This window comes from Paenibacillus qinlingensis (assembly GCF_031455095.1).
In the GTDB taxonomy this organism is placed as follows: Bacteria; Bacillota; Bacilli; order Paenibacillales; family NBRC-103111; genus Paenibacillus_E; species Paenibacillus_E qinlingensis_A.
Genome location: NZ_JAVDSB010000002.1, coordinates 372,049 through 387,900, shown reverse-complemented (window position 1 = coordinate 387,900; position 15,852 = coordinate 372,049). Strand labels below are relative to the sequence as shown.

At 44.0% G+C, this 15,852-nt stretch carries 11 protein-coding genes; 10 read left to right on the top strand and 1 reads right to left on the bottom strand.

Annotated features, from left to right (window positions below):
* The first annotated feature begins 16 nt into the window (after positions 1-16).
* The 3 genes from J2736_RS09605 to J2736_RS09595 all read left to right on the top strand — a co-directional run bounded on the left by J2736_RS09605 (position 17) and on the right by J2736_RS09595 (position 9,775).
* The gene (locus J2736_RS09605) at positions 17-1,630 is read left to right on the top strand and encodes a type 2 periplasmic-binding domain-containing protein (RefSeq protein WP_310225850.1); all 1,614 of its coding nucleotides are present in this window, start codon (positions 17-19) and stop codon (positions 1,628-1,630) included.
* 134 nt (positions 1,631-1,764) lie between these two features.
* Positions 1,765-4,770, top strand: coding sequence for a chondroitinase family polysaccharide lyase (locus J2736_RS09600; RefSeq protein WP_310225848.1), 3,006 nt, complete (start codon positions 1,765-1,767; stop codon positions 4,768-4,770).
* A gap of 13 nt (positions 4,771-4,783) precedes the next feature.
* Positions 4,784-9,775 carry a polysaccharide lyase family 8 super-sandwich domain-containing protein gene (locus tag J2736_RS09595; RefSeq protein WP_310225846.1) on the top strand — a complete coding sequence of 1,664 codons (4,992 nt, stop codon included), beginning with the start codon at positions 4,784-4,786 and terminating at the stop codon, positions 9,773-9,775.
* Between the two features lie 60 nt (positions 9,776-9,835).
* Here the strand turns inward: J2736_RS09595 and J2736_RS09590 are convergent, their stop codons facing one another.
* Positions 9,836-10,699 carry a helix-turn-helix transcriptional regulator gene (locus J2736_RS09590; RefSeq protein WP_310225844.1) on the bottom strand — a complete coding sequence of 288 codons (864 nt, stop codon included), beginning with the start codon at positions 10,697-10,699 and terminating at the stop codon, positions 9,836-9,838.
* Positions 10,700-10,882: 183 nt separating this feature from the next.
* Between J2736_RS09590 and J2736_RS09585 the strand changes: the two genes are divergently transcribed.
* The 7 genes from J2736_RS09585 to J2736_RS09555 all read left to right on the top strand — a co-directional run bounded on the left by J2736_RS09585 (position 10,883) and on the right by J2736_RS09555 (position 15,692).
* Positions 10,883-11,905, top strand: a complete 1,023-nt coding sequence (locus J2736_RS09585) for a glycoside hydrolase family protein (RefSeq protein WP_310225842.1) — start codon at positions 10,883-10,885, stop codon at positions 11,903-11,905.
* 159 nt (positions 11,906-12,064) lie between these two features.
* On the top strand, positions 12,065-12,403 hold the full coding sequence (locus J2736_RS09580; RefSeq protein WP_310225840.1) for a hypothetical protein: 339 nt from the start codon (positions 12,065-12,067) through the stop codon (positions 12,401-12,403).
* Positions 12,400-12,930: a stalk domain-containing protein gene (locus J2736_RS09575; RefSeq protein WP_310225838.1), complete on the top strand. Its 531-nt coding sequence runs from the start codon at positions 12,400-12,402 to the stop codon at positions 12,928-12,930. Before J2736_RS09580 ends, J2736_RS09575 begins: the two co-directional genes overlap by 4 nt.
* Positions 12,931-12,977: 47 nt before the next feature.
* Entirely contained in the window at positions 12,978-13,391 is a 414-nt protein-coding gene (locus tag J2736_RS09570; protein WP_310225836.1) for a hypothetical protein, read from the top strand.
* Between the two features lie 165 nt (positions 13,392-13,556).
* Entirely contained in the window at positions 13,557-14,132 is a 576-nt protein-coding gene (locus J2736_RS09565) for a dihydrofolate reductase family protein (protein ID WP_310225834.1), read from the top strand.
* A gap of 595 nt (positions 14,133-14,727) precedes the next feature.
* Positions 14,728-15,246 carry a DUF4275 family protein gene (locus J2736_RS09560; protein WP_310225833.1) on the top strand — a complete coding sequence of 173 codons (519 nt, stop codon included), beginning with the start codon at positions 14,728-14,730 and terminating at the stop codon, positions 15,244-15,246.
* Between the two features lie 23 nt (positions 15,247-15,269).
* Positions 15,270-15,692, top strand: coding sequence for a GNAT family N-acetyltransferase (locus J2736_RS09555; RefSeq protein ID WP_310225831.1), 423 nt, complete (start codon positions 15,270-15,272; stop codon positions 15,690-15,692).
* Positions 15,693-15,852: the final 160 nt, after the last annotated feature.

Here is a 15,852-nt window from a genome sequence, read left to right as displayed (position 1 = left end):
GGGACAGGTGCTCACAATGAATCGTAAAGGATCAATAGGGACAATTGCATTAACATTAAGTTTGGCTGTTGGACTAGCAGGCTGTGGAGACAAGCAAGCTGCAACCGTTGATGAGAAACAGACGAAGTCGCAAGTGCCAAGTAATCTGAACGCAACCGATTTTCCCATTGCCAAAGAGAAGCTCACATTAAACATTGCAGCTTTCAAACCACCGTCAGGGAAAGATTTGAATGATTATAAGTTTTTTCAGGATATTGAAGCGAAAACGAACATCCATATTAATTGGAATCTTACCCCGGCAAGCAGCTGGCAGGAAAAGAAAAACCTGTTATTCGCCGGTGGTGAGCTGCCTGACGCTTTCTATGCACATGGTATTTTGAACGAAGATACCGACGTTGTTAAATATGGCTCGCAAGGGATTCTCATCCCATTGGAAGGTTATATCGATACCTATGCACCGAATTTGAAGAAGCTGCTGCAGGATAATCCCGTTTACAAAAAGCAATTGACGGCGCCAGACGGACATATTTATGCCTTGCCGACGATTGATGAAACGTATTCGAGAACGAAGTCAACGATGTTTATCAACAAGAAGTGGCTGGATGAACTGAAGCTTCCGATGCCAACGACGACCGACGAACTGTATAAAACGTTGAAGGCGTTCAAAGAGAACGATATTGGCGGCAATAGCAAGAAAGATCAAATCCCGATGTCCTTCCTGCAAAATTGGAATAACGACATCAATTCGTTATTCGGCGCTTTTGGTCAAATCGATCGCGATGTTCATAAATCCGGTAACAATCACTTGTCCGTTGTGAATAACAAAGTGATTTACACAGCTGTGCAGCCAGCATACAAAGAAGCTATTCAGTATGTGAACAAATTAATCACCGAAGGCTTAATTGATCAGGAGAGTTTCACGCAGGATGCGAAGGTATTTAATGCCAAAACGGCAAAGGGGATTGTCGGTGTTGCTTTTGACTGGAATCCAGCCAATCAAGATTACGTCTCACTGCCGCCACTGAAAGGACCAAATGGTCAGAAGCAAGTGTGGGCGGAGTATCCGGCAGGCATTCTTCTTCGAGGTTCCTTCGCGATTACAAATGTAAACAAGAACCCAGAAGCAACGATGCGCTGGATTGATAACATGTATGATGCGAAGAATTCCTTACAGTTAAGCAGAGGTGTCATTGGTGGCCAAAGCTTGAAAGAACGTACAGATGGCAAATATGATGTTGTGAACCTTCCGCAAGGGGCGAATGAGGATGATTTCAAACAAGTTCCTCCTACGGCGTACTCTGTATGGGCCACCACGAAAGCAATTGCTGACATGGCTGTTGCTCCATCATCCGGTAAACGGACCAAAATTGACATTGATAGCGTGTATGCGCCGTTTCTTGTGAATGATGCGTTCCCGAAAGCTTATTTCACGGCAGAAGAAAATGATCAAATTTCTCGTTATTTAACGGATGTAGATGCGTATGTTGCTAAAATGTATGCGAAATGGATGATGTCCGGCGGTATTGATAAAGAGTGGGACGACTACGTGAAGAAGCTGAACGAAATGGGCCTTGATAAAATGATGAAAATTTATCAAACCGTTTATGACCGTTATGAAGCTACGAAATAACGACAGTCGCTTCTCTTGAACAACGACAGGGAAGACTGTTCCATAGTCTAAGGACGAAGGGATGGTCTTTCTTTTCTCATTACAAAGACATCATTACAAAGATCTCATTACAAAGCACAACAAGGGGAGCAGATATGAAGATATTTTCTTTTGATCATGATATTCCGCAACATCTCGGATGGGATGAAGATTCTGACTTATCGATAAGTGATCGACATTACAAATACGGTAGCCATAGTCTGCAATGGAAGTATCATTCCCATTCCTACTTAAGATTGACCGAGCGTGTTGAGTATCGTCCATTTCAAGAGGGGGCGACCAGCCAGGAGCGCGATTCGTTCGTGGTATGGATCTATAACAATGAACCCCTAGCCGATGTGCTTACCTTTCAATTGGGACGTCAAGAGGAGGTCGATTGTGAGTTTGAGTTTCACCTTAATTTCCGGGGATGGCGAACAGCTTGGGTTGCGTATGAGCGCGATATGCGCGGGGTTCCGCATCCCGAGATGGATACGTTGACTATTCGCGCACCGAAAACAGTAAGCACGGGGACTTTGTACATCAATCAGCTCATGCTGAACACGCCAATTGATCCACGGTTCCATACACGGGATAAGCAAGTACCGTTTGTTAATCTGGAGGCCGATCAGAAAGCGAATGCGCATTGGCTGAGTTTGCTAGCTTTTGAGGAGCTAGAGCGTAGGCATCGAATCCCCGATGTGATCTCATCCGAGCAGCAATGGGCGCATGGGGTAATGAGTCAGCGGTTAGAAGAGCTAATCTTTCAAGCTCGAATCGTCGCTGAAGAAGACTTCCTGCAAATGAAGGGGACATTCTCGTCCTATGGAATTTCACGACGGGGTGATGTCATCACTGGAAGGCCCATTGAGCTTCCTTTCTTTGATCATTACCCACAAGCGGACAAGGAACGCTTGAAAGCCTTGGCAAACAGTATACAACTTGCTGCTTACACCGATTTCATGCTGGATATTGCGACGAGCTACCGCTCCATCGAAGATCCAAGTTGGAAAGATGACCTACAGGTAATGTTTATCGATTTGTTGGATCATCTGCATGACCAAGGGTGGGCCTATGGCAGTTCACAAGGAACGGTACATCATTTTGGCTACAACTTCCGATCATTCTATCAAGCTGTTTTCTTGATGCGTGATGAGCTGGAGCTAGCCGAGCGACTCCAACGAACACAGAATACCATGTATTGGTATAGCGGTGCAGGACGCATTCATACGCCATTGAACGAAATTGAAGGAAATATCGATATTTTCAACACAACACTGCAAGGTATCTTGGCAAGTCTACTCATCATGCCTGACGCGCCCCTTAAAGTACGTGAGCTGACTGCGTTTCGAGAATGGCTCAGTCAATCGCTATTACCCGCACATGGACTGAGGTCGGCTTACAAATTGGATGGATCTGCGTACCATCATGTTAACCATTACCCCGCGTATGCCATTGGCGGATTCTTAGGCGTTACGCCAGTTGTCTATCTGATTAGCGGTACGGTCTACCGAATAGATGGACTCGCTCACAAGTCTGTACGAAAGGCTTTGCTAGCTATGCGATTGTACTGCAATAAGTACGAATGGCTGGTGAGTCTGTCATCACGCCATCCCACGGGGAAAGGAGCATTGGAAGTAGAGCCATTCAAATATATGGCACTCTCGGGTACTCCCGATGGCTTACAATTGGTTGACCAAGAGGTGGCGGCTGCTTATTTACGACTTCGTCATCACGAGGAGAAATCAGAAGTTGCTGAACAGTTCTTAGCGAAGGGGATTACACCCGAAGAGGATCCTAACGGGCATTGGACTATGAATTTTGCTGCGCTAGCGATCCATCGCAGAGGATCATGGCTTGTTGGAGCAAGGGGGCACAGCCGTTATTTGTGGGCAAACGAGTCGTATGTCAGCGCGAACCTCTATGGTCGATACATTTCCCATGGACATGTGCAAATTATGAGTCAAGGCGAGCCGATTACGAATGAGGCTAGCGGGTATCATCATGATGGCTGGGATTGGAACCGCTGGCCGGGAACAACGACAGTGCATAAACCGATACCAGAACTGCGCTCAGACGTGCGAAACGTGGATACATTCAGTGGCTTTGAAGAAATGCTGCTTTCGGATGAAACGTATGCGGGTGGTTTGAACCTGGAAGGACGCAGCGGCATGTTCGCGATGAAGCTGCACGAGCATCCCAAATATGAAGGCAGCCATCGTGCGCGTAAATCGGTCTTCTTTTTTGATAATCGCGTCATCTGTCTGGGTTCAGATATTGAGAATAGCAACACAGTGTATGCAACGGAAACGACGTTGTTTCAGAATCACCTCGCAGATCAGGGGAATCCGATTTGGGTCAATGACCAAACGCAAATTGATGAGTTTCCCTATGCGTATGAGCAAGTGTTGGAGGAACCTGTATGGCTGCTGGATCACTTGGAGAATGGCTACTATATCCCAGCGGGACAAACGCTGTCCATTTCTAAGGACACTCAGCATTCCAAACATCAAGCGGCCGACGCAGATACGCAGGGAGATTTTGCTACAGCCTGGCTGGGACATGGGGATGCGCCAAAACAAGGCAGCTATGAATATACGATACTTGTGAAAACAGATCGCGATAGCATCGAAGCATTTAGCCAGCACATGCAAAGCCTGGAAGCGGCGCCCTATTGCGTATTGCAGAAAGACCGCAACGCACATATCGTGAAGGATCATGCGAACCAAACGACCGCTTATGCGTTGTTCGAGGCCCATTCGAGCGTAGATACGGGGTGGATTGTCGAAACCGATACGCCAGCGATGATTATGATTCGGGAAGCTAACGATGAACTTATCATAAGCGCAGTCGATCCTGACTTGCGATTATATGAGGGCATTGAATCCGATCAATATGATGCGGAAGGCAACCGAGTGGAAGTTAGCGTGTATTCCCGAGATTGGATCCATGCTGAAAGCATTCCGTCCACGATACAGCTCACTTTGAGAGGACATTGGTTGCTGAAAGGAGATTGTGAGAGTGCTCGAATCGCTGCAAATGGAGATGATTATACCGTAGTAGCAATTGAATGTGAAAACGCAATGCCGAGGGAGTTTGTTTTGCAGAAAGGGCAGCCATAGGGGAGGTATAGGTATGCGTGTATCGGTTAAAAAATGGTTGGTTTGTGTACTAGTTATTGTCATTGTCTTCTCGATTGGGTTCCCAGGCGTTGGCGGGATGCCAGTTGGTCAAGCAGCAGCGACGACGCATGTGAGTGTGAATTATGATGAAAGTACGACCGTGAAAGACACGAAGATCTACAATGGCACAACGTACAACGGGACCATTGGAGGCGCTTGGGGGACTTATAATTCAGCTGCAGGTACAGACTATGTCATCATGGAGAGAGCTCCCTCACGCAATGATTACAGTCTTAAGCTAGTTTCGAATACGGCAAACGTGAATACGGGAAGGAACAATCTAGGAGGAACAACAGCAGGAAGTACCGGAATCATGGGAAATCTCGTATTCGAAGCTACGGTCCTTATGAATAGCACCCAGCATCGCAGAGACATTCAATTCAGGAGTCTGAACGCAGCAGCTCCTGCTACGGCTACTACGAATGTCAATGTCATTTATTTTGATAATACAGGAAAAATACGAGATGCCAATAATCTAGCGTTGGCTAATTATGAGGCGAATACATGGTACCGTGTGAAACTCTTTGTAAATAATGCGGCTAGGAAAGTAACCTATTTTGTAAATGACCAATGGCTTGGAGAAACGTCACTGCCTGCCGCATGGTTAAATATTAGGCACATTTATCTCTATAATAATTCTAAAAGTGGCACTCAGGGCGAGTGGTATGTGGACGATTTGAAGCTATCTGACTATGCACCCGTGACAGGGCTAACTGCCTCACCTGCTGGACTCGAATTAGCAGAGACAGCTAATTCCACAATCACAGCAGCTGCCCTGCCAGCAGATGCCTCCGACAAACGCTTGATATGGCAGGTGGCTGATCCAACTGTGGCAACGGTGACTTATGGTTTGGTTCAAGCCTTACATGAAGGAAACACGACGGTTACGGTTACCACGTATGAAGGTGCGTATATGAAGACCATTCCGATAACGGTCGTCAGACCCATTATTTTAACGAACATTAGCTTACCGAGCGAAGCTTCTTTAGTTGAAGGGAAAGCGCTTACGCTCCCAGTCACGTTCCAACCGAATAATGCTACGAACAAGAAGTTGGTATGGCATTCTTCCGATACGAATATTGCAACGGTAGATAGGAATGGGGTAGTAACCGGAATTGGTCATGGTCCTGTGACGATTACCGCTGTCTCTGAATTGAACGGGGCGATTACAAGTCAAACGCTAGTAACTGTAACGCCGTATGTCCCTCTTACAAGTGTAAATTTTACGAATGCCCCATTAGACATGACCAACTACACGACCAATCAATTGGAAGCCATGGTAGCGCCAGCTAACGCAACCGATCAGCTATTAACATGGCAATCCTCAAACCCCAATGTGATTCGTGTGGATACGAATGGGAAATTAACGGCTGTGAAAGTAGGTACAGCAACGATTACGGCAACATCGTCCAATCTTAAGGTGGCATCGGCGACGATTGAGGTGAAAGCCCCCGTGCTGGCTGACCCGCTAGAATACGATAAAATCAGGATTCGCTGGAAGGAAACAATAACAGGCAAGGATTCCTTGGATACGACGAACAGCGAGATCAAAGGTAGAATTGATGCCAATGCAGCGAATGCACAAACATACTGGGATAGCCTGCAGTTGAGCGGGGCCACGACTACGTTATGGTCGGATCTCGTGCCTGCTGCTACGGATTCAAGCTATGTCATTGAGCACTATTCTCGTCTGAAAACGATGGCACAGGCTTATGCGACGAAGGGATCGTCCCTCTATAACAATCCTGCGTTGAAGACGGATATTGTGCAATCTTTAGATTGGCTATTGGATCATTTATACACAAGCACAGGAATTGAATTTGGAAATTGGTGGAACTGGGATATTGGTATTCCCGCACGGTTGGCGGATATCCTCATCTTTATGTATGATGATTTGACGCCTGAGCAAATTACCAGAAACACGACGAGCGTTGACCATTATATTGGCGACGTAAGTTTACCTACTTTTACCCAAGTTGGCGCGAATCGTTCGGATATTATGCTGATTGAAACGAGATTAGGACTCGTCGAGAAAAACTATGATCGTCTGATCAAAGCCCGGGATGGACTGACACCTCTATTTGATTATGTGACAACGGGTGACGGTTTCTATGAGGATGGTTCGTTTATTCAACACGGGACGATTGCGTATACAGGCAGTTATGGCGAAGTGCTTATTAATGGCATGGGGAATTTGTTGCTGTTATTGAATGGCAGCACGTGGCAGCCGATTGTTCCTGGGGCGGAAAATGTCTATCGTTGGATCCAAGAAGGCTATGCACCTGTGATGTACAAAGGGCAGATTCTAGATATGACACGCGGACGTGCGATTGTCAGGGATACGTCAGATGCCTATGGTTCAGCCAAAAGCATTCTAGTAGGCATGTCGCGTATTGCCCAAACCGCTTCTCCAGATCGGGCAGCCGCTCTAAAGAGCTTCATTAAGTATCATTTCCAATTCCAAATGGCCAGTGGGATGACGTATTATAAACTTCCGCTAGATTTGGCTGATACGATAAAAGGATGGATGGAAGACCCTGCTATTCAACCGACTGCTGACATGCAGAAGCACTTTGAACTTAACGCGATGGCTCGCAGCGTACACATTGGCGATGGGTATCTCTTTGGCGTTAGCAAGAGTTCGAAGCGAATTGCAACCTATGAGTTGACGAATGGTGAGAATCCCAAAGGCTGGTATACCGGCGATGGCATGACGTACCTCTACAATAACGATTTATTGCAATACACCGATCAGTACTGGGCAACCATAAACTGGTATCGATTACCAGGGACGACCGTCGTCGTAAGACCGAGATCATCAGCTATCTATCAATACGGGGATGGCGAAGCGACGCCAGCGAATGCTTGGGCTGGAGGCGCGGTTTTAGGTAAATATGGCGTGACAGGTATGAACTTAATTCAGAATGGCACACAAATGAAAGTGAATAAGTCGTGGTTTACATTTGACAATGAAATTGTTGCGATGGGGTCCGAACTGACAAGTACAGATAATAAGACTGTAGAGACCATCGTTGAACAGCGCAAGCTTGCTAAAAATAACACGAATGAGCTCTATGTAAATGGTGAGCTCAAGAGCGGTTTCTTAGGCGAAGAAACGGTAGAGCATCCGCAATGGGCTCATTTGCAAGGGAATGCAGCGGGAGCTGATATCGGTTATGTATTCCCTGGAACGCAACCTCTGAAACTGATGCGTGCGGAGCAAGAAGGCAGATACTCCGATACGAACCTGAGTAATCCGCCAGAATCAACGGTGCCAACCGAGCTATTGACTAATAATTTTTTGACTATGTGGTTTGATCATGGCTCAAATCCTAACCAGGCTAGCTATGAATATGCCATTTTGCCCAATGCAAGTAAGGCAGAAACTTCTGTGTACGCTTCATCTCCAGATTACACAGTTCTGGCTAATTCAGAGGATGTGCAAGCGGTTCGCGAGAATAAGCTTGGCTTGGTCGGCTTTAACTTTTGGAGGGATAAAGTGACGACCGTAGACGGATTGACCGTAAATAGCAAAGCATCCGTTCTTATGCAGGGGAATAAGCACACCGGGCTTTATGAGTTAGCAGTGGCAGATTCGACATTAGAGAACAATGGCTTTATTGAGCTTGAACTGGATAAGTCAGCGCAAAGTGTGATTAGCAAAGATGAGCGGATAGAGATTCAACAGCTAAGTCCTAAGGTGAAATTGAAAGTTAATGTGCAAAATACGATGGGGGCATCGCAGGTTATTTCTTTGCAAATGGTGCCAGTACCCGACACAACCGCACCAATAGGGGGGCCAACGGATCCAGAAGGGGAAACGGGAGCTGGTACAACGAGTCCTGAACCCCATGTTCACCCCGATATCGTCATCGTGAAAGACGGTAAAGCTACGGTGATTATGGAACCTGACAAGGATACAGTTTCCGTACCAACTGAGCAGATTCCGAATGTTCCAATGGAAATTCACGGAGAGCATGCACAGATGACACTTCTCCCTGAAGTAATTAAGGCGCTCATTGCGAGAGTAGGTGGGGAAGTTCACCAAACAACACTCGAAATCACATCGCGGCCAGTCACGGATATTGGGATAACGCAGGCTGGAACGGCAGATCCTAAAGCTCGTTTCATTCTGGCAAGTCAAGCCATTGAATTGGATTTAAGTATTCGCTCCGATGAGGGCAACACGTGGTCAGCGAACAAGTTTCACGGCGGCGTTGAAGTTGTTCTGCCGTTTGATCCTACAGGCAAGGATCCCGAACTGCTGGGTGTGTACAGTTACAATAAAGCTAGTGGGAAATGGAAATATGTCGGTGGGACGATAGATCTAACGTCTAACGAAGCTACATTCACGCCGGACCAACCAGGCATTTATGCAGTGTTCGAATATGACAAAAAGTTTGAAGATATGCCTGATATGGACTGGGCTTTACGAGCGGTACAAGTATTGTCAGCCAAGCACATCATTGAAGGGGTTACTTCAAGTGAGTTTAATCCCAATGGGAAGACCACGCGAGCACAGTTTACGGCATTATTGGTACGGGCGTTGAACCTACAGCAGCAAGACGAGGTGACTTCCGTATTCGATGATGTTAAGCCAGACGCATGGTATGCCCAAGATGTTGCTGCAGCAAGTCAGGCTGGTTTGGTTTCGGGTGTCACTGATCAGACATTTGATCCCAATGCGGAGTTGACTCGTGAACAGATGGCCATCTTATTCGTTAGAGCCTATGAGTATTTGCATGGCACCTATGCGTCAGTCCAACGTAAACTTGACAACTATACAGACCAAAGTGAAATCTCAACTTGGGCAGTATCAGATGTGAATAAGGCGATCGACCTCGGCATACTATCAGGAACATCCAACGAGATCTTCTCTCCTACTTCAGCAGCTTTGCGCAAGGAAACAGCGAAAGCTTTATACAATTTTCTAATGAAACCATAGATAAGACGGGACTCCAATGAAATAGGGGGTCCCGTTTTATTTTCATACATAAGCTATTTCTTAGACATAGAGTGAAGAGCGATATTTCGCTGGAGGCATGCCTGTATGTTTGCGAAAAAGCCGAAAGAAATAGTTCATTTCAGGGATGCCGACTTTCGTGCTGATTTCCCGCAAGGTTAAGTTGGTATGTTCCAGTAATTCCCTGGCTTTCTGAATTCGAATTCGGTTCAAGTATTGAAGCGGCGTAAGACCCGTATGCTTTCTCAAACATTTGGAGGAGTAATCAATGGAAAAATTCAAATGCTGGGCCATCGCTTTAAGACGGAATGGTTGTTCGACATGCTCGGTTAGATACTTCATCACGTTGTCGCAAACCTGTCGACTATGCTCGTGATGGGATATTTTAGTCATATTTTGAAAGAAGAGAAGCAGTTGTCCGAACATCGTCTGAAGCGGGAGCATATTCTCTAGCGTAGAAGCGTTATGTAGTTCGATCATCATATCGAGCAGCGACCAAATTTGTTTGGAGTTCTGCTCTTTGAATTTAGGGATGTAGATGAAATGCTCCTGTGGTGTGATATCACGATAGGAACGGGTGGGGAACACGGTTTGCCAGTGAATCTCTTCATTATGGACAAGCCTCGGAGCAGTGGGGTGCTGAATGTGCAAATAGTAGACAACGGTGTCTTCTTGGCAGTCGCGGTGACCATAATGCCGCTTGCCAGGTTCCAGAACGAGCATTTGATTCTCACCAATCTCATAGGGGACGTTGTCTTCTGTCACATATAAAGTTCCGCTTCGAACGAGAATGATATCGTATAGGGTAAAGACGCGGTCAGGATGATGATACGACTGGGGCAATTTCACTTTGTTTATGGTAACCATAACAGGGATAGGCGGTACAGAGAGCGCTACACAGATCATGAAGTGACACCTTTCTGATGACAATTGTAGTCTAAGTATAGGTGGATGAGGAGGGGGATGCAAGTCGAAAAAGAATGATTTTGTACTTATATAAGATGATTCTATTCCTAGTAAGGTAAGTGGAGGACTTATATAATATAAGAATAAAAGGCCAAATCTGGCTTGGATTGGAGAGTAGATTCGATGACCACAAACTTATATGAACGGCTCCTGCCGGCTCCCGTAAACGGAGGATTCCAAATGTCGGGTTACTGGGTCTGGTGCGGTTCGGTTGTGCATGGGGACGACGGGCAATATCATATGTTTGCTTCGCGTTGGCCCAAGCATCTGCCCATGCATCCCGGATGGTTAGTGCATTCCGAAGTCGTGCGGGCCGTATCCGATAAACCGGAAGGACCGTACCAGTTCGAAGAAGTTGTGCTTCCCGCGAGAGGAGCCGAATTCTGGGACGGTCGCAGCACGCACAATCCCCACATCGTCAAACACGATGGTAAATATCTTCTGTTTTATATGGGGACTACGTACCCATTCTCAGATGTCAAGCCAGGAGAAGCCTACGGTTTGGATGATCCCCGCTGCATTGTGGCCAGATCTAACAAACGAATCGGACTGGCAGTCGCTGAACAGGTACAGGGACCGTGGGTGCGACGGGATGAGCCAATTCTGGATGTTCGCCCTGGGAAGTTTGACAGCTATTTAACGTCGAATCCAGCTCCTTGTGTACATGAAGACGGCTCGGTGCTGCTCATTTACAAATCCAGAGCCTATCAAGGCCATACGTTCAGTGATATGGCGTTGGGTGCAGCTTGGGCAGATCACTATACCGGCGCTTACCGCTCTTTAAGCGAGAACCCGATTTTTCCACCGGAGGATGTTCATTTGGAAGATCCTTTCATTTGGAAAACGGAAGATGGGTACGCCATGATTGCCAAGGATATGAAGGGGAACATCTGTAACGAAAGGCACGGCGGCATTCAAGCCTACTCACGGGATGGGTTGAACTGGCAGATCGCTGAGCATCCCAAAGCGTATTCAAGGCATGTCACTTGGGATGACGGGACCAAGAAACAGATGGGCAATTTTGAGAGGCCGTTTCTGCTGTTCCAAGATGGCAGACCAACGCATCTGTTCGCGGCTACGGCAGATGGTGATGGGAATTTTGGCGGTCGGAACACATGGAATATGGTAATTCCTCTTGGAGACTGAGAAGTATATAGTAAGTTTGAGAAAGCTGACGTCCTCCATATTGAGGAATGTCAGCTTTTTCTTGTTCAGAAATAGGGGAAAATGTTAATTTATCTCATGAGCTAACGGGTAGTGGTATTCCAAATTATGGTATACTTTGAATGGAGCGAGGTGGGATTTGTGAGACTTACAAAGACTAGGATTATAGTAGTTTTTTTAAGTTGTTTCTTATTTATTTCTATCGTCTATTTTGCGAGCATCATAAAATTGTTCTTGGATACAAGAAATGTGGATGCTAGTCCCGAAGCTTCAATCGAACATTATTTAAGCTCCAATACCAATGAATACAAGGTAATAAATATCACTTTAAGTGAGAAGAAGTTTAGAGACCGTATATATGTGCTGGAATGTGAGTGTAACTTTAAAAATGGAAAGAACAGCGGCATTCAAACATATAAGGTTCATTTAATAGAAGATATAGGTTGGATTGTTACAAAAATAGAAGGAGTGTTTTTATGAAAAAGTTGTTATTCATGGTCACCATACTGATTTTCCTTTCGAAATCAAGCGAGGCGTTCGGGGATAATGGCGTATCGGATCCAGTTTTTCAGACAGTTCATTACGTTATTAATTCAAAACATGTTGAAACGGAAGGCGAGTACGCAACCTTAAACTATAATGGCCATCTTTACGTCCCCATTCGGTTTATTGCTAATCAAATCGAAGGTTCGATAGAATATGATGCTGAAACGTCCACAGTCATTTTATATACGCATAACTCGTCTGATTCTAGCCAAGTAATAGGGCCAAAAGTTACACCAGATCAAGCGAAGATTGTTGCCTATGAGACATATCATCTTGTTCATGTTGATGAACAAATTAATATAAGGATACTTAGTAATCAAGAAAGAAATCAAATCCCACCGGATGCTTCAGATTTGACTCCGGTATACTATTTCATTACAGGCAATGACGGTAATAATCAGAAAGTGACCATTTGCGTTTCGAGTAATTCGATAAAGCATCATTTTATGTATAGCGAATAGTTAGATGTGTTCAGATACGCTAATACATTATAGAGGAGAACAAGTTATTGAGAAAAACCTTAAGTATCGTCTTAATTGTTTTTGTTACTGCATTTTTCTATGGTTTATATCGGTTTGGTCAATTTGATTCGAAAATCGAATTAAGTGTTCAACTAGAAAACATCATCCATGAACATGATCCTGCTAAAATTCAAACGATTTCATTAGATCAAACAACAAATGAATATCTTTTACAATTACCAAAAAACACGAAGGCACATAAAACTTCTGATTTCCAAGGAGGTTCTAAAGAAATTAGTTATTTAGCTACCCTCTTCGGAGATAGACCGCTTCATGTGTATATGAAAGTAGATACCCAATCAAATTTCCATAAATTATTCCCTAAATGGACCTTGTTAAAAGTGTCAGTTGCTCCTAATGGAATACTACCCTCCATTCCTGAACTCGAAGAGAGTAATTAAAAAACAGATTCCCCTTGATCCTTACGTTACGTAATGATTTATAATGAACATAACAGCAGGACAAAACAATGAATTAGAAGTTTTAGGTTTAGGATGACGAATAAGAGTTTAGATTAGTAGTTCATGTATAATGTAGATATCCCTCATGAAAAAGGAGAACTGAAGATGAGAAAACTCGTTCTATTTTTGCACGCATCGCTTGATAGTTTTGTAGAAGGGCCGAAAGGTGAAATGGATATTGGCTGGGTTGCCTACGATGCTGAATTGGAGAAACACGCAAAAGAAATTCTGAGTACAGCCGACACGGTCATTTGGGGACGTGGGACTTATCAGATGATGCACAATTATTGGCCATCTGTGCCTTCGGACCCCTCATCTTCAGAGCATGAACGGGATCATGCCGAGTGGATCGAAAACACAGCCAAAATTGTTTTTTCCACAACGCTGGAGAACGTCGAATGGAACAATTCTAGACTCGTGAAAGAAAATGTCGAGGAAGAGATCAAGAACCTCAAGCAGCAGCCAGGCAAGGATATGGTTATTCTCGGCAGTCCTAGGTTAGCACACTACCTAATGCAGCTTGATTTAATAGATGAGTATAAAATTACCGTTTCTCCCGTCCTAATCGGCAGCGGTTTGCCGTTATTCCAAGGTATCAAGGAGAAAATCAATCTTAAACTTATCGAAAACAAGACATTTAATTCTGGAGCCTTAGGCCTCGTGTACCAGACGGTAAGATAACGAGAAACGATAGCACAATTAAAATGGAGCAAACTGCCGTGGCAGTTGCTCCATTTTTTTCATTCAAGTATCGATCAGATTAGCGTGATCATGGATATGGTGTATATGGTATAATATTCCATGAATATGAAGTTGAAAGGGGATTTGGAATGAGCACTATTAAAATCCACGAGACCCAGCCTGAGAAGGAAATAATGTATAACAACGATAATTTTGTTAACGAGGACCTTCGTTCTATTCAGAATATTGAGGGTGGAGGACCAATTAATAAAATTGCTTTGAATACATTGCCACGTCCTCTAAAGGCATTCGGATACTTCTTTATTTCTATAATAGTGTTATTTGGAGCGACAACAGTTTTAATCAGTTTATTTCGTTAAATAGACATTAAATAATGGATGGAAATGTCATGCATATTTTGGTCCGGTGGGGCTGAAATATGCATTTTTTTTCATAGTATAAGAAGCACCATTTTGGTGCTTTTTTTGTATGTAGAAAGTTTGGATAGCGACTTCCCTCAAAGCTAGCGCAACCATTACTTTCCATTTTCGTATAAATACTGTTGGGATATTGGCTAGCGAGGAGAGGGATTTGAATGAGTTTCAGTATGTATAGACAAGAAATTAATCAAATGATAGACAGTTTACCTGATGAAGAATTAGTGAAAGTTTACTGGTCCATTGAAGTTATTCGCCAAAAATATCTATTCAGTAAAAACATGCTTGATAAAGGGGTAGTTATTTTAACCTTATTGGAAAAAGAACATAGAATTAAGGAACTATGGGATAGTTCATTTGCAAAGAACATTAGCGACGAGACCAAAAGTGAAATTCATTATAATCAGTATAAGTGGCATATTTTTAGTTATAAGAAGCAAGATTGTTTTGAAAATGAAGCAGCGAGAAACGAATTTGATGCAATGACTAAAAACGAAGTATATGTCATGTATCAAGATCTTCCTGATATCGTATTTGAATATAATAACGCAAATGAAATTGTTGCATCCGATTTTGATTATGAACAAGATATATATGTATTTGATAAGAATTTCACGTGGACGTACGTACACACGCATGAAGCAATGTGCGGACCATACTTTTATAAACAAGTTTAGGGTAACTTTTGAAGGAGGATCATATGAAGACGATCATCTATATGGTTAGGCATGCAGAATCACCATACAATGAAGGAACCGAAAGAACTAGAGGACTCACAACGAAGGGCAAGGGCGATATTGAAAAAGTTACAGATGTAGTCATAGGGAGTTTTTCAATTCAATGGTCTGATGCATTTATTTGGCAGGATCATAATGATGATAACTCAGGTTATATCCATAGATTAGTAATTGGGAGAGCATTTAAGGGGCGGAATTTAGGACTTAATTTACTTGCTACCGCGGAGGAGTACATAAAACTTGCTGGGAAAAAATCAGCGAAGCTAGATTGTATGGCAGATAACGACCTACTTAATCAGTTTTATTTGGATGCTGGGTACAACTTTATTTCAAGGATTGATAAAAAGCATTGGAGTGCAAGTTTATTTGAGAAAATATTAACATAAATATGGTTAATGGACTAACCAAAGATTAGTTTGAAAAACATGCTACTAGCTCAATAAATATGAAGAACGGTAGGCCACTAGGGCTTGCCGTTTTTTTATGGTCATTTCGTAGGTTCTAAAATAAATATAATAGAATAATTTTTATCATAGATGAGGATGT